Below are 20,094 nucleotides of genomic sequence, written 5' to 3'. Positions count from 1 at the left end.
GCTCAGTACCGCTCTGGGCGCGGCTCCCGCCAGTCGGCATCCACGCCATCGCCCTTGAGGTTTTCTGCCCGTTGCTCAAGGCGACTGCGGTCCAGACGCCACACGTCGTAGATCCCGATCTGGCCGAGGAGCACAGGCTGCAGGTCGCTCCAATGATCCCGTGCTGCCGTGCCGCGATCGATCAGCACCAGCACAGTGCTTGATGCACCAGGGCTTCCAAGGGGGTATCCACTCCAGCCGCGCCGCTGTTCATGGGCCAGGCGATCCGCAATGTTGACCAACGCCCCATCGGATTGGCCTTCGTAGAGGATCACCTGCCCTGTGTAGAAGTGCAGCGAAGGCTTCATGGCGCCAACCATGACCATGGGCTCTCCACTGCGCTGTTGCGACAGCATCAGCGAGGCCGCGTCGCGCACCGGTTGCTGACGCAGACGATCGGCGAGTTCGGCGATGGGGATCAGAGCCGTGAGATGAAATCCGAGCAGACAGCCCTGCAGGGCCAGCAAGGCCTGAGCGGCAGCACGGCGCTGAAGCAAGAGAACGGCTCCAAGGGCGGCGGCAGCGCTGAACCAGACCGCAGCCCACTTCAACAAACCGCAGGCCAGCAAATCCACCGACAGCGTTGGCATCTCCGGATCGTCGATTAGGGGGACCCAGAGCGATCCCAGCCAAAACCCAGCGGCCAGGACCGCGATCAGCATCAGGCAGGCGCCCCAGGCCATCCGTTGCCAGCGCGATGAGCCCACCGTGGAGCTCACCGTTGCCTGGGCCACCAATAGAGCCGCCGCGGGGGTAGCCGGCAACCAATAACTGGGGAGCTTGGTGGCTGCGGTGGTGAACAGAAGCAGCACCGCCAACAGCCAGCAAGCTGCGAATTGATGCAACGAATGCTCCGGAGCGATCCGTGATCGAGGCACCCGCGCCAGCCCCAACAGCAGGTAAGGCGTGAAGGGCAGGGCAGCCACGAGCATCACCGGCCCGAAAAACCACCAGGGCTGGAGGTGATCGTTCACCACGGAAGTGAAGCGTTGAAGGTTGTGGTAGCCGAAAAAGCTGTCCCAGAAGGGCTGTCCTTCCACCAGCAACTCCAGGGCGTACCAGGGAAGGCTGATCAGAGCGGTGAGCAGCAACCCGGGCAGCGGGCGCAGCCTCCGCCAAGGCTGAACGAGATCCCGTCGCAACGCTCCGAACATCAGCAGAGCGAGCCCTGACAGCACAACAGCGACAGGCCCTTTGACCAGTACTGCAAATCCGAGGATCACCCAGGCCGGCCACCAGGCCACCTCTTGGGGGGCAGCAAAACGCCGCCACTGCAACAACAGGCTGAGACCCAGCAGGCCGCACAGCAGAGCATCACTCACTGCGGTGCGGCTCCAGACGAGCACCAGGGGCGAGAAGGCAAACGCCAGCGGCGCAATCAGTGCCGTTAAACGCGGACGCGCATCGCCGGAAAACGGCCAACGCAGCACGGTATCGGCGAGGCCAAGCATCAGCCCGACAGAGGCCAGGGCGGAAGGAAGCCGTGCCGCCCAACTGCCGAGAGGATCCCAAACCTCGCGTCCGGGCAAGGCATAGCCGAACCCCATCAGCCAGTACACCAGGGGCGGTTTGTCGTAACGGGGCAAGCCGTTCACCCGAGGCGTCAGCCAGTCGCCGGTGTCAGCCATGGCCCGCCCGGCTGCGGCAAACAACGGCGGAGTTTCATCCACCACGCCGGTGGATCCCAAACGCCAAAAGGTGATGACGAGTCCCAGGGTCAGCACAAGCGCCAGAACCTGGCGTCGCTGGCGTCCTGAAACATTGACCGACAAGGGACCCTCAGCTCCTGGGGTTGATGCTGACATCCGCCATCAGTCCTGTTCGAACCCACGATTCAACTCGCTGACTGAAGACCTCACAGGAGGCATGCTCCTCAGCCCAGCTGCGGCAGTGGGATCGCTCGATGCTGTCAACGCGCCGAAGAGCCTCCGTGAGGGCTGCGACATCGTCGGGCGGCACCAACCAGCCTGTGCGCCCCGAACAGATCAGCTCCCCCGGTCCACCGCGGTCATAGGCGACGACCGGAACACCACAGGCAAGGGCTTCGACCACAACATTGCCGTAGGCCTCGTTCCATTTGGGTGTGTTGATCAGAGCGCGGCAGTGGCCCATCTCCTGCTGCAGCTCCTGGGTGGATCGAAATCCACGCCAGTCGATCGTGCCCTTGGGAACACTCGACTCCACCTGGCGCGCATAGGCGTCGTCCTCACGCAACCCCCAAACCAGAAGCTGTTCTCCCAACGCTGCTGCTGCTGCTGCCGCATCCTCCAGACCCTTTTCCGGAGCGATGCGGCCCGCCCAACCCAAGGGGCCATCGGTTATGCGCTGAAAGGTGTAATTGCTGAGATCAAAACCGTTACCCACGACGTTGGCGGGGGATGGGAGCCGGAAATCAGCGGCCTGGCGGTGCGTGTGAAAAGCAAGACGACGGGAATCCCAAGCGGCGACGGCTTCGATCACGTCACGCATCACCGCAGCCACATCCCCCATGCTCACGAGGTGGAAGATCCTGACGCTGACCCGTTGCGTTAGCCACAGGGGCAACCAGTCGTACCCACCGTTGATCACAGCGTCGGCGGACTGACCTACATCGAGCGCGGCCTCCCAGAGAGCCGGCAGAAGACCGTTGCGGGGAATTTCGACCGGCGCATGCTCGGCGGCATGCTGCCAGCTGGGCTGGTTCACACCCTCCACCTCCAGCAGCTCAACTCCGCTGCAGTCGGAGGGGAGCGTCGAGCCCTTGGCGGCCACAACCGTGAGCCTGTGGCCGCGCCGCACCAACCCCTGCACCAAGGATCGGAGGGTGAGCTCCACACCTCCACCCTCGCCACTGCCGAGGGCACCGATGGGCGTGTTGACGATGACGAGATGAAGCGGCGACACCGTCATGAGGAGGGGTCCGCAAGCGACAGGGGCTCCCAGAACCGGCGACGTTGACTCACAAAAATCACCGACACAAGCACCATCACGACACCGATCCACTGGAGCAGATCAAGGCGCTCTCCCAGCAACCACCCACCGGTGGCCAAGGCAAACACAGGGGTGAGAAATCCGAGGCTGCTGAAACTGGTGAGATCGCGCTGATTGGCGAACCAGAAGAACAATCCGTAGGCCAGTGCACTTCCAAGCAGGCTTGCGTACCCCATGCGCGCCCAGTCCGTTGCCGTCCAGGCCAAGCCGGCATCGGTGCGCTGCAGGGCATGAACCCCGAGCAGGGGAAGTCCCCCCAGCACCATGTGCCAGGCCGTGACGCTGACCGGATCGCTGTGGCGTGAGGCAAAGCGGATCAACACCGTCCCAGCCGCCATCGCGACGGCCGCCAGCAACATCCAGCCCTCACCGGGCTGAAACAACTGCTGCACCACCGGAGGATCAGCCAGCAACCACCAATGTCCCAACAGCTCAGCGGGCAGACCAATGCAGACGATTCCCGCCAAACCGATGGCCAATCCCATCCAGCCGATGGGATTGATCGACTCCATGAACAGAGTGCGTGCCATCAGGGCCACCAACAGAGGTTGGCAATCAATCAGGACGGAACCAAGACCGGCGCCTGTGCCCTCCAAGCCCAGCGCCAGAAGGCCTTGAAACAAGGTGGCATCCACCACGGTGAACAGGAGGAACCAAAGCCAATCACGGGAATCGATCGCCAGGCCACGGCCGGTGCACTGACCCCAGAGCAAGAGAGCCAAACCGGCGGGCACGAGGCGCAAGCCAGCAACCAGCCAAGGCCCTGCGCTGGCAAGTAATGGCGCCATGGCGGTCATCGCCGTGCCCCAGAGCGCAAAGGGCAACACCATCAGAAACCAGAGTCGCGATGACGGCATGGATGGGCACTTGGGTGCTCTTTTTAAGATCTGGGGCGATGCAGATGCGCAACATGATCTGGCCCTTGCGGCGAAAATCCCGACGACGGATGGCGCGCATCGTTGTTGATGGCCCCATTACCGGCGCCACACGGAAGCGGGTGCTGAAGGCTCTGAGGGAGGTGAAGCAGAGGGAATTTCCAGCACTGTTGCTGCGCATTGACAGCCCCGGCGGCACGGTTGGAGACAGCCAGGAAATTCATGCAGCCCTGCTGCGGCTCCGGGAACAGGGCTGTCGCGTGGTGGCCAGCTTCGGCAACATCTCCGCTTCAGGGGGGGTCTACATCGGCGTAGCTGCCGAGAAAATCGTCGCCAATCCCGGCACGATCACCGGTTCCATTGGGGTGATCCTGCGGGGCAACGACCTCTCGCGGGTGTTCGAAAAGATCGGGATTCGCTTCGACACGGTGAAGAGCGGTCCGTTCAAGGACATCCTTTCCCCGGATCGTCCGCTGAGCGATGCCGAACGTGCATTGCTTCAGGAGCTGATCGACAGCAGCTACGGCCAATTCGTTGGTGTTGTGGCGCAGGGGCGAAACCTTGAGCTGGAAACGGTGAAGCGCTTCGCCGATGGACGGGTGTTCAGCGGAGAACAGGCACAGGCATTGGGCTTGGTGGATGAACTGGGCGACGAGGACCATGCCCGTCGTCTCGCAGCGCAGCTGGCCGATCTCGACACGGACGACATCCGCCCCGTCACTCTTGGCAAGCAACGCCGCAAGCTCAGTGGTTTGCTGCCGGGATCCCAGCTCCTCCATCAACTGCAGCAGCGCCTTTCGATTGAATTGATGGGAAGCGGTCAGGTGCTTTGGCTGTACCGCCCATGACCAGCTCACCCCTTGTTCTGAGAGGCCTGCGCGGTGCCACCACCTGCATAGAGAACAGCACGGAGGCCATCGAAGCGGCGGTCAGCGCGCTGATGGATGCCCTTGTCGATCGCAATGATCTGAGCCCCAACCAGCTGGTGTCGGTGACCTTCTCGGTCACCGCCGATCTCGACGCCTGTTTTCCGGCTGCCATTGCCCGGCGGCGGCCCGGCTGGGACACGGTGGCCTTGCTGGATTGCCAGCAAATGGCTGTTCAAGGCGACCTCCCCCGCTGCATCCGTGTGCTGGCCCACGCCTGGATCCCGCAGGAGCAGCAACCTGTGCATCCCTATCAAGGCGACGCGCAGCGGCTGCGTCCAGACCGATCTGGTCACAACTGACAGATCAGCCTCCGACCCCTGAGATCACCGCCCCGTGGTTGGACTCAGGAGAATCCCATCATCAAGATCCTTCCTATGGCCCGTTCCACCACCAGACGCTTGCTTGCTGGAGCCGGCACCGCTGCAGCTCTGTTGCTTGGCTCAGCATTCAGCGGAGCTCCCGAGCAGATCGCCCACGCCCAGGGCACACCAGGACTGATGGAATTCCGGTGGGACAACGATCGTGACTACCGGAAGCTGTACTACTACCAGACATCCAACATCGAAAACGACCGCTCGGAGTGGTATCTCACCCTGCGCGAAAAGGACCGCAAGACCGCGATTCTCAAACTCACCGTCACCGTGCCGGACTACTTCGACTCCAAGCTCAAGCCTCACCGCATGCGCATTTGCCGCACCAGCGTTGGCAGCATGATGAGCCGGAGCAAGTGCCTCGAAGAGATCCCGGCCGTGATCGAGGTCAACAAAGACCAAACAGAAATCGTGGTCTTCCCCGATACGCCGCTGCCTTCAGACGGGGACTACTCACTTCACATCAAGCTGTTCAACCCCCAGGGGAAGCGCATGTATCAGTTCAACGCCCTGGTGCAGGCCCCCGGTGATGTGCCGATGTCCGGCTACCGCGGCAGCTGGCTGATCGATGTGGACTGACTGATAAAATCCCAGATTCAGATCGGCCGGTAGCCAGGAGACGTCCATGACCAAGCGCACCCTCGGGGGAACAAACCGCAAGAGGAAGCGCGTCTCGGGTTTCCGTGTACGGATGCGCTCCCACACCGGCCGTCGCGTAATCCGCACGCGTCGCAAGCGCGGCCGCGCCCGCCTCGCCGCTTGATGGTGCGGTATGAATCCGGAGGATTCATAGTTTCCACATAACCTCCAAACAGGATTGGTTGATGGTCCTTCCCGCCTCCATGCGATTGCGCGGGCATCGATGCTTCAACCGCTTGCACCGATCCTCCAAGCGCCAGCACGGAACCTTGATGGTTCTGCGAGTTGCAGCAGCGGATTCCAACTTGCTTCGCCGGGAGTTGCGGGGCATACAGGAGAGAACCTGCCGTTGCGCCCTGGTGATCAGCAACAAGGTGAGCAAGCGTTCCGTCAAACGGAACCGGCTCAGACGGCTTCTGCATGACCACCTGCGTCAACGTTTTGAACGGCGAAACGACTTGGCAGGCCGGTGGTTGTTGATCAGCCTTCGCCCGGAAGCCGCGGAAGCCGAACCCACACAGTTGCTCGAAGAATGCGACAGTCTTCTGAGAAGCGCCGGACTGGATCCATGACCAGCATTCAGGAAGATGTCCACTACGACGGTGGCCCAGCCCGCGGGGATCTGATCTTCAACATCCTGCTTGGCTTCACGCTGATCGGCCTTCCCTTCACCATCGGGGCTGTTGTTCGGGCCCTTTGGCTGCGGTTCCGCATCACCAGTCGTCGCATTTCGGTGACGGGTGGCTGGATGGGCAAAGACAAAACCCAGGTGGTGTATTCGCAGATCAGCGAGGTGCGCACCGTGCCCCGGGGCTTCGGTGCCTGGGGAGACATGGTGTTGGTGCTCAAGGACGGGGCCAGGCTCGAACTGCGCTCGATGCCTCGATTCCGGGAAGTGGAGGCCTACATCCTCGAACGCATCAGCACCCGTGCGGCCAAAGCCCAAGAGAAAACCACTGAAGGTTTCGCCGCCTGAGTGCAGCTGTTCATGCACACTGGCCTCACAACGTCCCGCCCCCCCGTTTCTTCAACGTGATCGGATACATCTCCGACAACCTGCTGATTCCAATCCTGGACTTCTTCTATGGATTGGTTCCGAGCTATGGCCTGGCCATCGTCGCCCTCACCCTCGTGATCCGGATCGCGCTCTACCCCCTGAGCGCAGGATCAATTCGCAGCGCTCGGCGCATGCGCATTGCCCAACCGGTGATCCAGAAACGCCAGGCTGAGATCAGAAGCCGTTACGCCAACAATCCTCAGAAACTTCAGGAGGAGCTGGGCAATGTGATGAAGGAGTTCGGCAGCCCCTTGGCGGGATGCCTGCCGCTGCTGGTGCAGATGCCGATCCTGTTTGCTCTGTTTGCAACCCTGCGGGGATCACCATTCGCCGACGTCCCCTACACCTTGAACATGAAGGTGTTGCCGGCGGACCAGATCGCCGCCGTTGAACCCAAACCGTTCAACAGCGCCAGCCATTCCATCTTCATCGGTGAAACCGACCATGTGCCGGTGATCGCCAGCCTGCCGCGGGGCACCAAGATCGGCGTCGGTGACAGCGCCACTGTGAACCTTCACACGAAGGACGGCCGCGTTTTCAGCGACGTGCTCACGGATGTTGAAAACCCTGGACGCTTTGCCCCCACATGGGCAGTGACCAAGGGCGATGAAATCGTCAGCGTCAGTGAGGACGGCACGATCACGGCCCTCGCCGCCGGTGATGCCACCGTTGAAGCCAAGATTCCTGGCCTGGCAGCCCGCAGCGGCTTCCTGTTCATCAAGGCCCTTGGTCAGGTGGGCTTCTACGCCGACGGCGCCATCAATTGGGACATCGCCATTCTCGTTGCCGGATTCGGCATCACCTTGTTCATTTCCCAACTGCTGTCGGGCATGGGCATGCCTGCCAACCCTCAGCAGGCCACGGCCAACAAAATCACTCCGGTGATGATCACGGGTATGTTTTTGTTCTTCCCGCTCCCTGCCGGCGTTCTGCTTTACATGCTGATCGCCAACATTTTCCAAGGCCTACAGACCTTCATCCTCACCAAAGAGGCACTTCCCGACAATCTTCAGAAAATTCTGGACCAGCAAATGGCCCAGAAAACGGTGACGGTCTCCGCCACTTCAGGCGGCTCACGGCTGCCCTTTGAACCGAAGGGCAAGTGATCGAGGCACTGGAGCCTGTTCCCCTCCAGGAGCTCCGGGCCCTCGGCACCGCGAAAGTCTGGGACGTCGAGGGTGAGCTTGATGAGCTCCCATCGCTCACACTCGTGCGAGGCCATGTCTCCGCAGAGCATCGCGGCAACGTCTTGGCGGTTGAGGGGAAACTCAGCACGATCGTGACGCTCTGCTGCGATCGCTGCCTGAATCAGTTCAATCAGAGCCTCAGCTGCACGCCTTCGGAACTGATCTGGCTGGGAGACAAGCAACCGACGGCCGACGAACTGGAGCTGTCCGGAGAGGTTGCCGAGATGGAAGGTCTGGTGGATGTTCTCGATCCACGCGGTCAATTTGACCCCCAGCAATGGGCCTTCGAACAGCTCAACCTGCTGTTGCCCGTCGTCAACTACTGCGGTGACCACTGCCCAGGCCCACCAGGTCTTCAGCAGCAGCCCGTGACCTCAGACGCCAACCCGAAGGACGTCGATCCCCGCTGGCAGGCCCTGCAACAGCTCCAGCAGCAGATCGACCAGCCATGAGCAGTGCCGCCTGGGGACACCAGCTCGACCTTCTGGTGCGTGCTCGCACACCTTTGATCTGGGTGCGCAGCAATGAGGAAGCCCGGGTGGAAAGCCTGCTCGGAGAGGCCGCTCAACGGCTTGCACGCCAGCTGGTCTGCTGGAATTTCATCGATGGCATCAGCGGGCCGGTGAATGCCGATGGCCAGGGAAGCCGTCAACCGATGGCCATGCTGCAGTGGCTCCAGCAACGGGATGCGGGCAGCCCAACCCTGCTGCTTGCCAAGGATTTTCATCGTTTCTGCGATGACCCCGGTGTGGCCCGGATGCTGCGCAATCTCGAGGCATCCCTGCGCAGCACCCCGCACACCCTGGTGCTGTGCTGCGGGCAATGGACACCCCCCGGTGATCTGGAAGAGAGCCTGACGTTGCTGGATCTCCCCCTTCCCGACAACAACGACCTGCGCCGGCTGATCAGCAGCATCGGCACCAGCAGCGGCAGCCCCCTGCCAGCTCCTGTCCTGGATGAATTGGCTCAGGCCTGCAGCGGGCTCAGCGAAATGCGGGTGCGCCAGGTGGCCGCCCGTGCCCTGGCCCGCCGCGGCCAGTTGGGATCAGAGGATCTGCAGGACGTTCTCGACGAAAAACGCCAGACGATTGCCCGCAGCGAGGTGCTGGAGTTCTGCCGCAGCGATGCGGGCACGGAAGCCATCGGGGGCCTCGACGGTCTCAAGACCTGGCTGAACCAACGGCACCGGGCCTTCTCGGAAGATGCACGCCGTTTCGGACTGCCTCTGCCCCGTGGCGTTTTGCTCGTGGGGCCTCAAGGCACAGGCAAATCACTCACGGCCAAGGCGATCGCCTGCAGTTGGTCGATGCCCCTGCTGCGGCTCGATGTGGGGCGTCTGTTCGCGGGCTTGGTGGGGGCCAGCGAGGCACGCACCCGCGAGATGATCCAACGGGCTGAAGCCATGGCCCCCTGCGTGCTCTGGATCGATGAGATCGACAAGGGCTTCGGGGGGGATGGCCGCAGTGACGGCGGCACCACCCAGCGGGTTCTGGCCAACGTGCTCACCTGGATGGCTGAGAAGCAGTCCCCGGTGTTCGTCGTGGCCACCGCCAACGGCGTTGAGAAGCTGCCACCGGAGCTGCTGCGCAAGGGACGTTTCGATGAGATCTTCATGCTCGATCTGCCCAGCAGCTCTGAGCGCCACAGCATTCTTGAGCTGCATCTGGAACGGCGTCGCCCTGGGCTGAAGCTTCCCCTGGACACGGTGGTGAGCCGCAGTGAGGGCTTCTCCGGTGCCGAGCTGGAGCAGACCGTGATCGAGGCGATGCATTTGGCCTTTGCCGACAACCGTGAGTTGACGGAGCCGGATCTGATTGGAGCGGCATCCCAGCTCATCCCCCTGTCCCGCACCGCAAGCGAACAGCTCGAGCGGCTACAGCAGTGGGCTGCCGGCGGCCGCGCCCGCCCCGCCTCTGTTGCTGCAGGTAACGAAGCCTGACGCGGCGTAACGAACGCCAGCCTTGGGCAAGGCGCTGGCCGGCGCGCTCCCTACCGTCCCAACAACAGCAGGACCAACGTGGAGAGCCGCAACGACATCGCCACTCAGCTCTGCGTGGCCTGCCTTGGTGCCGGTGTGATCACGACCATGGCCGTGGCCCAGGGGCAAAGCCCCCTCACCGCCCTTGGCATCACCCTGTTCTCAGGCATTGCTGCGGTGATGGTTGGCCAAGTGCTCTGAAACGGACTGCCATAGGCTGCCGGCGCTGACGCCCCTGAAACCGTGCTCGATCAGCGCCTTGTGCGTGACAACCCTGAAACGATCGCCCAGCAACTGGGGCGTCGAGGTAAGGCCGTTGATCTCACCAAACTGCAGCTGATTGCCCAGCAGCAGCGCGATCTAGAGCAACAACGCAGCGGCCTGCAGGCGGAAGGCAACCGGATCGGCAAGGAGGTTGGCCAGCGCATTAAGTCGGGCGCCGATCCCAAAGGCGATGAGGTCGCCGAACTCCGCCAGCAGGGCAATGCCATCAAGCAGAAGGTGGCGGTGCTGGAGGAGGAGGAGAAGCAGCTTTCCAGTGAGCTCAAGCAGCAGCTGCTGGGGTTCCCCAACCTGCCTTCAGAGGCCTGCCCGGATGGGCGGAGTGAAGACGACAACGTTGAAGTGCGCCGCTGGGGAACCCCCCGGGTTGATGACGGCCTCGACGAGCACTGGCAGATCGCCGAGCGGCTGCAGCTGTTCGACACCGAACGCTCCGTCCGCATTGCGCAGAGCCGTTTCGTCACGCTGATGGGGCAAGGGGCACGGCTGGAGCGTGGCCTGATCAATTTCATGCTCGACCTCCACACGAGCAAGGGTTACCGCGAGGTGCTGCCCCCGGTGCTTGTGAACAGCGCCAGCCTCACCGGATCAGGGCAGCTGCCCAAGTTCGCCGAGGAAAGCTTCCGGTGCGCGGAGGACGACCTCTGGCTGACACCGACCGCTGAGGTGCCGGTGACCTCCCTGCACCGGGACGAAATCATCCCGGCAGACCAACTGCCCCTCCGTTATGCCGCCTACAGCCCCTGCTTCCGCCGTGAGGCCGGCAGCTACGGCCGCGACACCCGTGGCTTGATCCGCCTGCACCAGTTCAACAAGGTGGAGCTGTACTGGTTTGTGCACCCCGATCACTCCGACGAGGCGCACAAACAGATCACGGCCGATGCAGAAGCCGTGCTTCAGGCGCTGGAGCTTCCCTATCGGGTCTTGGACCTCTGCACCGCCGACCTCGGCTTTTCCGCCCGCCGGACCTACGACCTCGAGGTGTGGCTGCCGGGAGCAGGGGCTTACCGGGAAATCTCCAGTTGCAGCGTCTGTGGCGATTTTCAGGCGCGACGGTCCTCCATCCGCACCAAAGAAGGCAAGGCCACGAAATTGGTGCACACCCTGAATGGAAGTGGCCTGGCCGTCGGCAGAACCATGGCGGCTCTGTTGGAGAACGGCCAACAGCCCGACGGCAGCGTCCTGCTGCCCAAAGCTCTGGTGCCCTACGTCGGCCGCGAGCGACTCCAGCCAGAATGATTCGACTGGATTCCTGACGGACATATGAACGTGTTGGCCGCCCTTCTGGTGCTCGCCCTGCTGATCGTGGTGCATGAGGCCGGCCATTTCCTCGCTGCCACACTCCAGGGCATTCGCGTCAGCGGCTTTTCCATTGGCTTTGGCCCAGCCCTGATCAAGAGACAACGGCGTGGGGTGACCTACGCCCTGCGGCTGCTGCCCCTGGGTGGTTTCGTTGCCTTCCCCGACGACGACGAGGAGAGCACGATCCCTGCTGATGATCCGGATCTGCTGCGCAACCGGCCGATCCCCCAGCAGGCCTTGGTGGTGGCTGCAGGCGTGTTGGCCAACCTGGCCTTGGCATTGGTAGTGCTGTTCGCTCAGGCAGCGATTGTCGGCGTGCCCGCCGCGCCAGATCCCGGAGTCCTCGTGGTTCAGGTGCAACAGGGTGGTGCTGCCGCCCGCTCCGGGCTTCGTGCAGGCGACCAGATCCTCAGCCTGAATGACCAACCTCTCGCCGCAGGACAACGGGGCGTTGCCGCGATGGTGCGGGATGTGAAAGCAGCACCCGAGCAACCCATTCGTGTGGAGCGAAAGCGGGGCGACGCGACCTCAACCGTTGAACTGATCCCCGACGATCAACAGGGCACAGGAAAAATCGGTGCCCAGCTGCAGGCCAACATCAGTGGGGAGATGCGCCCCGTGCGCAATCCCGGTGAACTGGTGCTCACCACCGGCTCGCAATTCAGCCAAATGCTGGAGCAAACCGTGCGCGGCTACGCCGGACTCCTGACCAACTTCCGAGCCACGGCAGGCCAGGTGAGTGGTCCCGTGAAGATCGTTGAGATGGGCGCTCAGCTCAGCCAGCAGGGGGGATCCGGGTTGGTGCTCTTCTCAGCCCTGATCTCAATCAATTTGGCGGTGCTCAATTCTCTGCCGCTGCCGCTGCTTGATGGCTGGCAGATGATGATGCTCGCGATTCAGTCCGTTCGGGGTCGTCCGGTGTCGGAACGGATCCAAATGGCCTTCGTGCAATCCGGTTTTCTGCTTCTGGTGGGGCTCACGCTTGTGTTGATCGTGCGTGACACCACACAACTGCCGGTGGTCCAGCAATTGATGGGTCGCTAAGGGGGCGAAGGCGCCCGTGTATCGTTGACGATTCGTTCACTCGCTGCCCTCAGCTGCATGGCCAAGAAGTCGATGATCGCTCGCGATGTGAAGCGCAAAAAAACGGTTGAGCGCTATGCGGCCAAGCGCGCAGCACTGATGGCAGCCTTCAACGCAGCCGAAGATCCGATGGATCGCCTGGAGATCCATCGCAAGATTCAGGCTCTGCCTCGCAACAGCGCACGCATCCGTGTGCGCAACCGCTGCTGGGCCACCGGCAAACCCCGCGGCGTTTATCGCGATTTCGGTCTTTGCCGTAACCAGCTGCGTGAGCGCGCCCACAAAGGAGAACTGCCCGGCGTGGTCAAGTCCAGCTGGTGATCAGCTCGTCGCCACGGCGTCGTGAGGGGAGGCTTGGCCTCCCCTTTCTTGTGAAGAGCAGCCATGAAATGTCAGACTTGGGATTGACAAAAGGACATAAGACGTCGTGCAAGGACAAACCCAGTCGATCTCCTTTGACGGACGCGAGATTCGACTGACCACCGGGCGCTTCGCCCCTCAGGCGGGAGGATCCGTCTTGGTGGAGTGTGGCGACACCGCCGTGCTTGTGACCGCAACCCGTTCGGGCGGTCGGAAAGGCATTGATTTTCTGCCGCTGATCTGCGACTACGAAGAGCGGCTTTATGCAGCTGGCCGCATTCCCGGCAGTTACATGCGTCGTGAGAGCCGCCCACCTGAACGCGCCACGCTCACGGCTCGACTGATTGACCGCCCCATGCGGCCGCTGTTCCCCAGCTGGCTGCGCGACGACCTGCAGGTGGTGGCCACCTGCCTGTCCCTCGATGAGCGGGTTCCCGCCGATGTTCTGGCGGTGACGGGCGCCTCGATTGCCACGCTGCTGGCAGGCATCCCCTTCAACGGCCCAATGGCAGCCGTGCGGGTGGGTTTGCTCGGAGATGACTTCGTGCTTAACCCGAGTTATCGGGAGATCGAACGGGGTGATCTGGACCTGGTGGTCGCCGGCACCCCTGACGGCGTGGTGATGGTTGAGGCCGGCGCTAATCAGTTGCCCGAGCAGGACGTGATCGAGGCGATTGATTTCGGCTACGAAGCGATCTGCGAACTGATCAAGGCACAGGAACAGCTGCTGAAGGATCTGGGCATCACCCAGGTGAAGCCGGAGAAGCCGGACGAAGACAGCACCGTTCCCGCCTACCTGGAAAAGCAGTGCACCAAGGCGATCAGCGCTGTCCTCAGCAAATTTGATCAGAGCAAGGACGAGCGGGACACAGCCCTGGAAACCGTGAAGGGCGAGGTGTCCGAGACCATCTCAGGTCTGAAGGAAGACCATGCCGTTCGCCAGGCCCTGGCCAGCAGCCCGAAACTGCTCGGCAACAGCTTCAAAGCGCTGACCAAGAAGCTGATGCGTCAGCAGATTCTCAAGGACGGCAAGCGTGTAGATGGACGCGGCCTCGACGAGGTGCGTCAGATCAGCGCCATGGCCGGCGTGCTGCCGCGCCGGGTGCATGGCTCCGGTCTGTTCCAGCGCGGACTCACCCAGGTGCTCTCCACCGCAACGCTGGGCACCCCCAGCGATGCCCAGGAGATGGACGACCTCCATCCCAACACCGAAAAGCTGTACCTGCACCACTACAACTTCCCTCCTTACTCCGTCGGTGAAACGCGGCCGATGCGCTCCCCCGGTCGTCGTGAGATCGGCCATGGCGCCCTGGCCGAACGCGCCATTCTTCCGGTGCTTCCCGAGAAGGACACCTTCCCCTACGTGGTGCGTGTGGTGAGCGAAGTGCTCAGCTCCAATGGCTCCACCTCGATGGGCTCCGTCTGCGGCAGCACCCTGTCGCTGATGGATGCCGGTGTGCCGCTGAAGGCTCCGGTGAGTGGCGCTGCCATGGGTCTGATCAAGGAAGGTGATGAGGTTCGGATCCTCACCGACATCCAGGGCATCGAGGACTTCCTCGGTGATATGGACTTCAAGGTGGCCGGTAGCGAGAAGGGCATCACCGCCCTGCAGATGGACATGAAGATCACCGGCCTCTCGGTGAAGACGGTGGCCGAAGCCGTGAATCAAGCGCGCCCGGCACGGCTCCACATCCTCGAGAAGATGCTCGAGGCAATCGACACTCCTCGGGACAACCTGTCACCCCATGCCCCACGTCTGCTCAGCTTCCGCATTGATCCTGAGCTGATCGGCACCGTGATAGGCCCAGGTGGACGCACGATCAAGGGCATCACCGAGCGCACCAACACCAAGATCGACATCGAGGACGGCGGCATCGTGACCATCGCCTCCCACGATGGTGCTGCCGCTGAAGAAGCCCAAAAGATCATCGAAGGCCTGACCCGCAAGGTCAACGAAGGCGAGGTGTTCTCCGGCTCGATCACGCGGATCATCCCGATCGGCGCCTTCGTGGAGATCCTCCCCGGCAAGGAAGGCATGATCCACATCTCGCAGCTCTCCGAAGCTCGCGTCGAAAAGGTCGAAGACGTGGTGAAGGTGGGCGACGAGGTGACCGTGCGGGTGCGCGAAATCGACAACCGCGGCCGCATCAACCTCACCCTGCGGGGCGTGCCCCAGGCCGGCGATGCCGCGGAAGTGGAGCCTCAGCCCACCCCGGTGGCACCGCTCAGCTGATCAGGTTTCAGACCTGAAAGCCGGGATCGATCTCGGCCATGGCCTGCGTCGCACGCTCTCCGAGCTCGACGTGGGTTTTTCCATGGCTGGCGATCAGACAGCCGGCCTGACGCACATCGCCGGTGTTGTAGGTGAGGTCGGCCTGATCGGCATGGGTGAAACGACCACCGGCCGCGAGCAGCACCGCTTCCGGAGCAGCCATGTCCCAATCCTTGGGAGCACTCTTACCGGAGAGGGAGACGTAAAGGTCAGTTTCGCCCCTCAGGATCGTGGCCACTTTGAAGCCAACGCTGCCCACGGCTTTGGAACCGCCGAGATTGAGGGCATCAATGAGCTTGACCAAACGGTCGTCGCGGTGGCTGCGGCTGGCCACCAGGATCAGGTCTGAAACCTCAGTTCTGTCGCTGAAGCGAACCGGCGACCGCTCACCCTGACGGTCTTCACACCAGGCACCCTCGCCAACGATGCCGATCCAAAGTTCATCGGCTTCCGGCAGGAGCACAACACCGATCACCGGCCGCTTGTCGCGCACCAGGGCCAGATGAACGGCGTATTCGCCTGTGCCCTGCAGGAAATCCTTGGTGCCATCCAGGGGATCGAGAATCCACAGCCACTCCGCCGGCAGCGGTTGGCCTTCCGTGAGCTGCTCTTTGGCGGTCTCCTCGCTGAGCAGCGTCCAGTCGGCCTTGGGGAACGCGGCGGACAGTCCATCCAGCAACCACTTGTTCACGGCCAGATCAGCCGCAGACACCGGGCCCTCTCCGCCTTCATCAACACTCAAGGCCTTGGGGAAACCATGCGGAGGCTGCTCGCCGCGGGCATAGGCCCGCAGGATGTCGGCGGCTCCCCAACTGAGGCGACGCAGTTCCGTCAGCAGAGCCTCCTTGTTCACGCCAGCGGGGAGGACGGCAGAGCTGGGCATCATGATCAACAGAGGCGCTCGCCATTGTGATGCAGCGGGATGAACCAAGCGGCGGCAGCCTCTATCTGGTGGGCACGCCCATTGGTCATCTTGGGGATCTGTCGCCACGGGCACGCGACTTGCTCCGCAGCGTGGATGTGATCGCCTGTGAAGACACCCGCCACAGCGGACAGCTGCTCAGCAGCCTGGGAGCGGGCGGCCGCAAGCTGTCCTTTCATCGGCACAACACCCGCACCCGCGTGCCCCAACTGCTGGATCTGCTGGCGGAGGGGCAAAGCCTGGCGGTGATCAGTGATGCCGGGCTGCCAGGCATCAGCGACCCCGGGGAAGAGCTGGTGGCCGCCGCGCACCAGGCCGGCCATCCCGTGATCTGCATCCCTGGCCCTTGCGCCGCCACCACTGCTCTGGTGAGCAGCGGCCTGCCGAGCGGACGCTTTTGCTTCGAAGGATTTCTGCCGGCCAAAGGCAAGGAACGGCGGGCACGGCTGGACGCCATCAGCCATGAACCCCGCACAACGGTGCTGTACGAAGCGCCGCACCGCCTGATCACATTGCTCGAGGAACTCCAGCACCACTGCGGAGGAGACCGTCCCCTGCAGGTGGCACGGGAACTGACCAAACGCCATGAAGAGCAGGTGGGGCCGACCGTGGATCATGCCCTGCTGCACTTTCAGCAGCACCCCCCCCAAGGTGAATGCACGGTTGTGCTTGGAGGAGCACCGCTGGAAGATGCAGAAGAACCTGACGACGATGACCTGCTTAGGCAGCTTCAGGCGCTGCAGGACGAGGGTGCAAGTGCCAGCGATGCTGCGCGGCAATTGGCCAAGTCCACAGGGCTGTCCAAACGACGGTTGTATGCCCTCCTGCACCAGGGCACGTCAAACTGAGCCCGTCGACGGTTGTGCTGTGTTGATTCGCCTGCGTCTTCTGCTGATCAGTTTTGGCGGCGGTCTGCTGCTGCTGCTGCTGCTCTGCCTTGGAGCGCAGAACCTTCAGGATCGCCACACGCTCCAACTCGGAGGGCAGCGCTCGGTGCCTCTTCCCACCGGTTTTCTAGTGGGCGTTGCTCTTGTGATCGGTGTGATCAGTGGCGGAACCGCTACGGCCGTCTTGCTTCCCGATCAGCGCGATCGCTTCGATTAGGTGCAATCAACTAAGAGCGATCAACTCCGATGATCAGGCATCAAGCGCAATCAAAGTTCCATCCAACACCAAGCGAGTGATGCCTCGAGCCAACAGGTAGCTGCTGGTGCGTTGAAACACAGCCGTGTCGGGAACCTTGATCACCCGCTGACTCCGCCCGCACTGGCGCTTTGCCGCGCGAGGGCTGGCAAACAGGCACAACCCCTGGCGTTCTTGCTCGGCATCGTCGAGGAGGCCCAACTCGGGAAACTCCTTGAGAGGGCGCGCGTCCAGCTCAACCACCTTGTCAACCAGCATGTAAGCGCTGTCGGGCAACAGGTCGACACTGAACGGTTGGGCTTGATTGAGCGGGCGATCATTGAGGTCTCCCACGCCCAGAAGGGGAACAAGCTCCGTGAACGTTTCAACGCTGCCGTTGTCATCGTCTTCAGCGAGCTCCTCCTCAGAGTCTTCGCCGAAGTCATCCGCGTCATCCAGGGCCAGGCTGCTGTCGTCTTCCTTGAGGGAGTCAACCTCGTCAACCTCAGGTTGTTCAGCCTCCGTGACGGTTGGCAGAGGAGGTGTGACCAACCCTTTTTGCCGGCTGGCCTTCAGTGCGGCATAAGCGTCAGCGGGCAACAGCGCTTTCACCGTGCGACTCACGGTGTTGGGACTGCAGCCAAAGGCCTCAGCCAAAGCAGCTGTTGACTCGCCGGCCTTGTAACGACCGACCAGATCCTGCTTCTCGCTGTCGCTGAGACGACGCGGGGCCATGGATGCCGATCAATAGCCCATCACCTTAGGCGGCGCAAGGCTTCCAATACCAGCCTGCCTTGAAGCAGCCTGCCAAGATGTGGATGCTTGCTCCCTTAGCTCAGCTGGATAGAGCAACTGCCTTCTAAGCAGTCGGTCGATGGTTCGAATCCATCAGGGGGCGTTACTAAAAGCCAAGCAGCAGCAGGGCTTCTCACACCGAGACCAGCCCTGCCAGCTTCCGTGCATTTTGAGGATGTTTGGGCATCTTCCGTGCTGTTTCCGTGCAATCTTCCGTGCAGCTCGGTAGTTTCCGTGCACGGGAGAGACGCACATGCCAAAGGAGCGCGCTGACGCACAGCCTTGGGAGGCGGCACTGAAGCGTGCGATTAAGACGCAGCACAAATGGGGCTACTCGGTAAGACCCATGCGCGGGAAGGTGCAGGTCGAGCGGTACTGGAAAGACACCGGCAAACGCCAAGCCGCAACCTTGCCCATTGAGTGGCGGCGTGGCTGCGAACGAGAAGTCCTCAATGCCCTGCACGGCATCAATGCCGCAATCGCCAAGGGGCTTTCGCTTAAGGACGCAGTGCGGCTGACTTTCGACCTCACCGCAGGGCTGAAGGTGCAAACGAACTGGCGGGAGATTTACAGCCGCTTCTACGACTTCAAAGTGCCGGCGAAGGTCAAGGAGACCACCTGGGAAAAGGAGTACGCACCCCGGCTGCTTTGGCTGATTGACGTACTGACTGGGGCAGACGCACCAAACAACGCCGAACTTGCGTTGGCAGCCATGCGCGCAGGGCGAAACGGGCAAGGCGATGCACCGGGAAGTCGCAGCCGAAAGCTCCGAATCCAGTACGCCGTGCAGATGCTCAGGTTTGCGGTGTCGAAGTGCGGTGCTTCAGGTCGCTGGCTTCCCCCAGACGAAGACACCATTCGGGACCTCATAGGTGAGCCAGCACCCAACAGCAGCAAGGCCAGCCAATCGGGGCAAGCGTTAGCCCTGTCGGACGAACAGTTTTTGCGTTTGTTCGACTCGATTGCCAACGCACGCTGGAAGCTGGCGGTGGGGTTGATCGGTGTCTTCGGCCTACGGGGGGTGGAACTCAAATACGCCACTGCTCACCGTGACCACCTGCACGTCAACTACGGGAAACGGACTGCCAAAGGGTCAACAGAAGCAAGAGACATCCCAATCCTTGACCCCGCAGGACGAGCAGGGCTTGGGCAACAGCTGCTGATGACACTGAGCAGCGGCATCACTGAACTGCCTCCATTGGGAAGCACCGATAAGGCCGCGTCGGGAGCCATAGACACTTTCCTGCGGCGAAACGACGTCTGGATGGAATACAAGGCAGACGCAAAGGCAATGGGGCAGCGGGTGAGCCTCTACAGCCTTCGACATTGTTTTGCTGATCGATGCGCAATGGCCACACCTCCAATCCCACCTAAAGCGGCAGCAGTAGCGATGGGGCACAGCCTGCAAGTTCACCTTCAGACGTACCAGCGGCAACACAGCCTGAAGCTTGTGAAAGAAGCGTTTGAGATATCCAACACTTCTAAAGTAGCAATCTAGAAACTCAAACAAACAGCGAATAGAAAGCAAGCAGAACGAAATCGACGGCCTGATGTACTAGCCAAGAAAGTTATATTTTCACGGGACACTATGGATGGTGGTAATTAGCCATGCGGGGTGTGATTTGGCGGGTACGTTGAACCACAAGAACCTTTGATCTCCATAATGTTCACCACCGTTCCTGAAAACGAAACTTGGCTTTCGACCCGCCAGGCGGCGAGGGTTTTAGGCATCAGCGAATGGTCACTGCGGCGTTATGCCAACGCAGAAACAGGGTTTCTTCTCGAAGGCAAACATTTCAAGAAGGGGCGTTACCGGACTTCTAAGACTGCTTGGCACATGGAGCTGGTGAAAGAAGCCATGGAGCACCAGGGCTATCTGTTCTTTTCCGAGCAGAAATAATCGGCATAAAA

23 protein-coding genes and 1 tRNA gene are annotated in these 20,094 nt (G+C 61.9%); 19 read left to right on the top strand and 5 right to left on the bottom strand.

Annotated elements, in window-relative coordinates; translation table 11 throughout:
• Window positions 1-2 precede the first annotated feature (2 nt).
• From SynA1562_RS02965 to SynA1562_RS02955, 3 genes are read right to left on the bottom strand one after another with little or no spacing between them, the layout of a single operon-like run.
• Window positions 3-1,844: a glycosyltransferase family 39 protein gene (locus SynA1562_RS02965; protein WP_186494688.1), complete on the bottom strand. Its 1,842-nt coding sequence runs from the start codon at window positions 1,842-1,844 to the stop codon at window positions 3-5.
• Complete coding sequence (locus SynA1562_RS02960) at window positions 1,819-2,928, bottom strand: glycosyltransferase (protein WP_186494687.1); 1,110 nt, start codon at window positions 2,926-2,928, stop codon at window positions 1,819-1,821. The genes SynA1562_RS02965 and SynA1562_RS02960 overlap by 26 nt, the downstream gene beginning before the upstream one ends.
• Window positions 2,925-3,866 carry a DMT family transporter gene (locus SynA1562_RS02955; RefSeq protein ID WP_186494686.1) on the bottom strand — a complete coding sequence of 314 codons (942 nt, stop codon included), beginning with the start codon at window positions 3,864-3,866 and terminating at the stop codon, window positions 2,925-2,927. The genes SynA1562_RS02960 and SynA1562_RS02955 overlap by 4 nt, the downstream gene beginning before the upstream one ends.
• Before the next feature lie 53 nt (window positions 3,867-3,919).
• Between SynA1562_RS02955 and sppA the strand changes: the two genes are divergently transcribed.
• The 14 genes from sppA to SynA1562_RS02885 all read left to right on the top strand — a co-directional run bounded on the left by sppA (window position 3,920) and on the right by SynA1562_RS02885 (window position 15,305).
• Window positions 3,920-4,732, top strand: a complete 813-nt coding sequence (sppA, locus tag SynA1562_RS02950) for a signal peptide peptidase SppA (RefSeq protein WP_186495268.1) — start codon at window positions 3,920-3,922, stop codon at window positions 4,730-4,732.
• Window positions 4,729-5,112 (top strand): chorismate mutase, encoded by a 384-nt coding sequence (aroH, locus tag SynA1562_RS02945; RefSeq protein WP_186494685.1) that lies wholly within the window; start codon window positions 4,729-4,731, stop codon window positions 5,110-5,112. The genes sppA and aroH overlap by 4 nt, the downstream gene beginning before the upstream one ends.
• 75 nt (window positions 5,113-5,187) lie before the next feature.
• Window positions 5,188-5,763 (top strand): DUF2808 domain-containing protein, encoded by a 576-nt coding sequence (locus SynA1562_RS02940; protein WP_186494684.1) that lies wholly within the window; start codon window positions 5,188-5,190, stop codon window positions 5,761-5,763.
• Between the two features lie 46 nt (window positions 5,764-5,809).
• Window positions 5,810-5,947, top strand: coding sequence for a 50S ribosomal protein L34 (gene rpmH / locus SynA1562_RS02935; protein ID WP_011363584.1), 138 nt, complete (start codon window positions 5,810-5,812; stop codon window positions 5,945-5,947).
• Between the two features lie 61 nt (window positions 5,948-6,008).
• Window positions 6,009-6,395, top strand: a complete 387-nt coding sequence (locus SynA1562_RS02930) for a ribonuclease P protein component (protein ID WP_186494683.1) — start codon at window positions 6,009-6,011, stop codon at window positions 6,393-6,395.
• Window positions 6,392-6,799, top strand: a complete 408-nt coding sequence (locus SynA1562_RS02925) for a PH domain-containing protein (protein ID WP_186494682.1) — start codon at window positions 6,392-6,394, stop codon at window positions 6,797-6,799. The genes SynA1562_RS02930 and SynA1562_RS02925 overlap by 4 nt, the downstream gene beginning before the upstream one ends.
• A gap of 56 nt (window positions 6,800-6,855) precedes the next feature.
• Window positions 6,856-7,986, top strand: a complete 1,131-nt coding sequence (gene yidC / locus SynA1562_RS02920; protein ID WP_186494681.1) for a membrane protein insertase YidC — start codon at window positions 6,856-6,858, stop codon at window positions 7,984-7,986.
• Entirely contained in the window at window positions 7,983-8,519 is a 537-nt protein-coding gene (locus SynA1562_RS02915; RefSeq protein ID WP_186494680.1) for a DUF177 domain-containing protein, read from the top strand. The genes yidC and SynA1562_RS02915 overlap by 4 nt, the downstream gene beginning before the upstream one ends.
• The gene (locus SynA1562_RS02910; protein ID WP_186494679.1) at window positions 8,516-10,006 is read left to right on the top strand and encodes an AAA family ATPase; all 1,491 of its coding nucleotides are present in this window, start codon (window positions 8,516-8,518) and stop codon (window positions 10,004-10,006) included. Before SynA1562_RS02915 ends, SynA1562_RS02910 begins: the two co-directional genes overlap by 4 nt.
• A 78-nt stretch (window positions 10,007-10,084) precedes the next feature.
• Window positions 10,085-10,246, top strand: a complete 162-nt coding sequence (locus SynA1562_RS02905; protein ID WP_006852120.1) for a hypothetical protein — start codon at window positions 10,085-10,087, stop codon at window positions 10,244-10,246.
• Between the two features lie 42 nt (window positions 10,247-10,288).
• Window positions 10,289-11,566 carry a serine--tRNA ligase gene (gene serS, locus SynA1562_RS02900; RefSeq protein ID WP_186494678.1) on the top strand — a complete coding sequence of 426 codons (1,278 nt, stop codon included), beginning with the start codon at window positions 10,289-10,291 and terminating at the stop codon, window positions 11,564-11,566.
• Window positions 11,567-11,590: 24 nt separating this feature from the next.
• Window positions 11,591-12,673, top strand: coding sequence for an RIP metalloprotease (locus SynA1562_RS02895; RefSeq protein WP_186494677.1), 1,083 nt, complete (start codon window positions 11,591-11,593; stop codon window positions 12,671-12,673).
• 57 nt (window positions 12,674-12,730) lie between these two features.
• The gene (gene rpsN, locus SynA1562_RS02890; RefSeq protein WP_011363576.1) at window positions 12,731-13,033 is read left to right on the top strand and encodes a 30S ribosomal protein S14; all 303 of its coding nucleotides are present in this window, start codon (window positions 12,731-12,733) and stop codon (window positions 13,031-13,033) included.
• 106 nt (window positions 13,034-13,139) lie between these two features.
• Window positions 13,140-15,305, top strand: a complete 2,166-nt coding sequence (locus SynA1562_RS02885; RefSeq protein ID WP_186494676.1) for a polyribonucleotide nucleotidyltransferase — start codon at window positions 13,140-13,142, stop codon at window positions 15,303-15,305.
• Between the two features lie 7 nt (window positions 15,306-15,312).
• On the opposite strand, the gene SynA1562_RS02880 is transcribed toward SynA1562_RS02885, so the two are convergent.
• Window positions 15,313-16,230 carry a 3'(2'),5'-bisphosphate nucleotidase CysQ gene (locus tag SynA1562_RS02880; RefSeq protein WP_186494675.1) on the bottom strand — a complete coding sequence of 306 codons (918 nt, stop codon included), beginning with the start codon at window positions 16,228-16,230 and terminating at the stop codon, window positions 15,313-15,315.
• A 26-nt stretch (window positions 16,231-16,256) separates the two neighbouring features.
• Between SynA1562_RS02880 and rsmI the strand changes: the two genes are divergently transcribed.
• Window positions 16,257-17,114 (top strand): 16S rRNA (cytidine(1402)-2'-O)-methyltransferase, encoded by an 858-nt coding sequence (gene rsmI / locus SynA1562_RS02875; RefSeq protein ID WP_186494674.1) that lies wholly within the window; start codon window positions 16,257-16,259, stop codon window positions 17,112-17,114.
• A 19-nt stretch (window positions 17,115-17,133) separates the two neighbouring features.
• Window positions 17,134-17,370 carry a hypothetical protein gene (locus tag SynA1562_RS02870; protein ID WP_186494673.1) on the top strand — a complete coding sequence of 79 codons (237 nt, stop codon included), beginning with the start codon at window positions 17,134-17,136 and terminating at the stop codon, window positions 17,368-17,370.
• Window positions 17,371-17,403: 33 nt separating this feature from the next.
• Here the strand turns inward: SynA1562_RS02870 and SynA1562_RS02865 are convergent, their stop codons facing one another.
• Window positions 17,404-18,123, bottom strand: a complete 720-nt coding sequence (locus SynA1562_RS02865) for a helix-turn-helix domain-containing protein (RefSeq protein WP_186494672.1) — start codon at window positions 18,121-18,123, stop codon at window positions 17,404-17,406.
• Window positions 18,124-18,212: 89 nt separating this feature from the next.
• Between SynA1562_RS02865 and SynA1562_RS02860 the strand changes: the two genes are divergently transcribed.
• The 3 genes from SynA1562_RS02860 (at window position 18,213) to SynA1562_RS02850 (ending at window position 20,083) form a co-directional block, all read left to right on the top strand.
• Window positions 18,213-18,286, top strand: a tRNA-Arg gene (locus SynA1562_RS02860).
• 150 nt (window positions 18,287-18,436) lie between these two features.
• Window positions 18,437-19,681, top strand: coding sequence for a hypothetical protein (locus tag SynA1562_RS02855; RefSeq protein WP_186494671.1), 1,245 nt, complete (start codon window positions 18,437-18,439; stop codon window positions 19,679-19,681).
• 165 nt (window positions 19,682-19,846) lie between these two features.
• Window positions 19,847-20,083 (top strand): hypothetical protein, encoded by a 237-nt coding sequence (locus tag SynA1562_RS02850; RefSeq protein WP_186494670.1) that lies wholly within the window; start codon window positions 19,847-19,849, stop codon window positions 20,081-20,083.
• Window positions 20,084-20,094: the final 11 nt, after the last annotated feature.

The organism is Synechococcus sp. A15-62 (genome assembly GCF_014280075.1).
GTDB lineage: Bacteria > Cyanobacteriota > Cyanobacteriia > PCC-6307 > Cyanobiaceae > Parasynechococcus.
Note: the sequence above shows the minus strand (reverse complement) of the source record. Positions and strands in the feature narration are given on the sequence as shown.

Bases quoted from the DNA above. Each gene is read 5' to 3' on its own strand.
- SynA1562_RS02965 (WP_186494688.1), bottom strand. From the start codon at position 1,844: ATGTCAGCATCAACCCCAGGAGCTGAGGGTCCCTTGTCGGTCAATGTT.
- SynA1562_RS02960 (WP_186494687.1), bottom strand. From the start codon at position 2,928: ATGACGGTGTCGCCGCTTCATCTCGTCATCGTCAACACGCCCATCGGT.
- SynA1562_RS02955 (WP_186494686.1), bottom strand. From the start codon at position 3,866: ATGCCGTCATCGCGACTCTGGTTTCTGATGGTGTTGCCCTTTGCGCTC.
- sppA (WP_186495268.1), top strand. From the start codon at position 3,920: ATGATCTGGCCCTTGCGGCGAAAATCCCGACGACGGATGGCGCGCATC.
- aroH (WP_186494685.1), top strand. From the start codon at position 4,729: ATGACCAGCTCACCCCTTGTTCTGAGAGGCCTGCGCGGTGCCACCACC.
- SynA1562_RS02940 (WP_186494684.1), top strand. From the start codon at position 5,188: ATGGCCCGTTCCACCACCAGACGCTTGCTTGCTGGAGCCGGCACCGCT.
- rpmH (WP_011363584.1), top strand. From the start codon at position 5,810: ATGACCAAGCGCACCCTCGGGGGAACAAACCGCAAGAGGAAGCGCGTC.
- SynA1562_RS02930 (WP_186494683.1), top strand. From the start codon at position 6,009: ATGGTCCTTCCCGCCTCCATGCGATTGCGCGGGCATCGATGCTTCAAC.
- SynA1562_RS02925 (WP_186494682.1), top strand. From the start codon at position 6,392: ATGACCAGCATTCAGGAAGATGTCCACTACGACGGTGGCCCAGCCCGC.
- SynA1562_RS02910 (WP_186494679.1), top strand. From the start codon at position 8,516: ATGAGCAGTGCCGCCTGGGGACACCAGCTCGACCTTCTGGTGCGTGCT.
- SynA1562_RS02895 (WP_186494677.1), top strand. From the start codon at position 11,591: ATGAACGTGTTGGCCGCCCTTCTGGTGCTCGCCCTGCTGATCGTGGTG.
- rpsN (WP_011363576.1), top strand. From the start codon at position 12,731: ATGGCCAAGAAGTCGATGATCGCTCGCGATGTGAAGCGCAAAAAAACG.
- SynA1562_RS02880 (WP_186494675.1), bottom strand. From the start codon at position 16,230: ATGATGCCCAGCTCTGCCGTCCTCCCCGCTGGCGTGAACAAGGAGGCT.
- rsmI (WP_186494674.1), top strand. From the start codon at position 16,257: ATGCAGCGGGATGAACCAAGCGGCGGCAGCCTCTATCTGGTGGGCACG.
- SynA1562_RS02865 (WP_186494672.1), bottom strand. From the start codon at position 18,123: ATGGCCCCGCGTCGTCTCAGCGACAGCGAGAAGCAGGATCTGGTCGGT.
- SynA1562_RS02855 (WP_186494671.1), top strand. From the start codon at position 18,437: ATGCCAAAGGAGCGCGCTGACGCACAGCCTTGGGAGGCGGCACTGAAG.
- SynA1562_RS02850 (WP_186494670.1), top strand. From the start codon at position 19,847: ATGTTCACCACCGTTCCTGAAAACGAAACTTGGCTTTCGACCCGCCAG.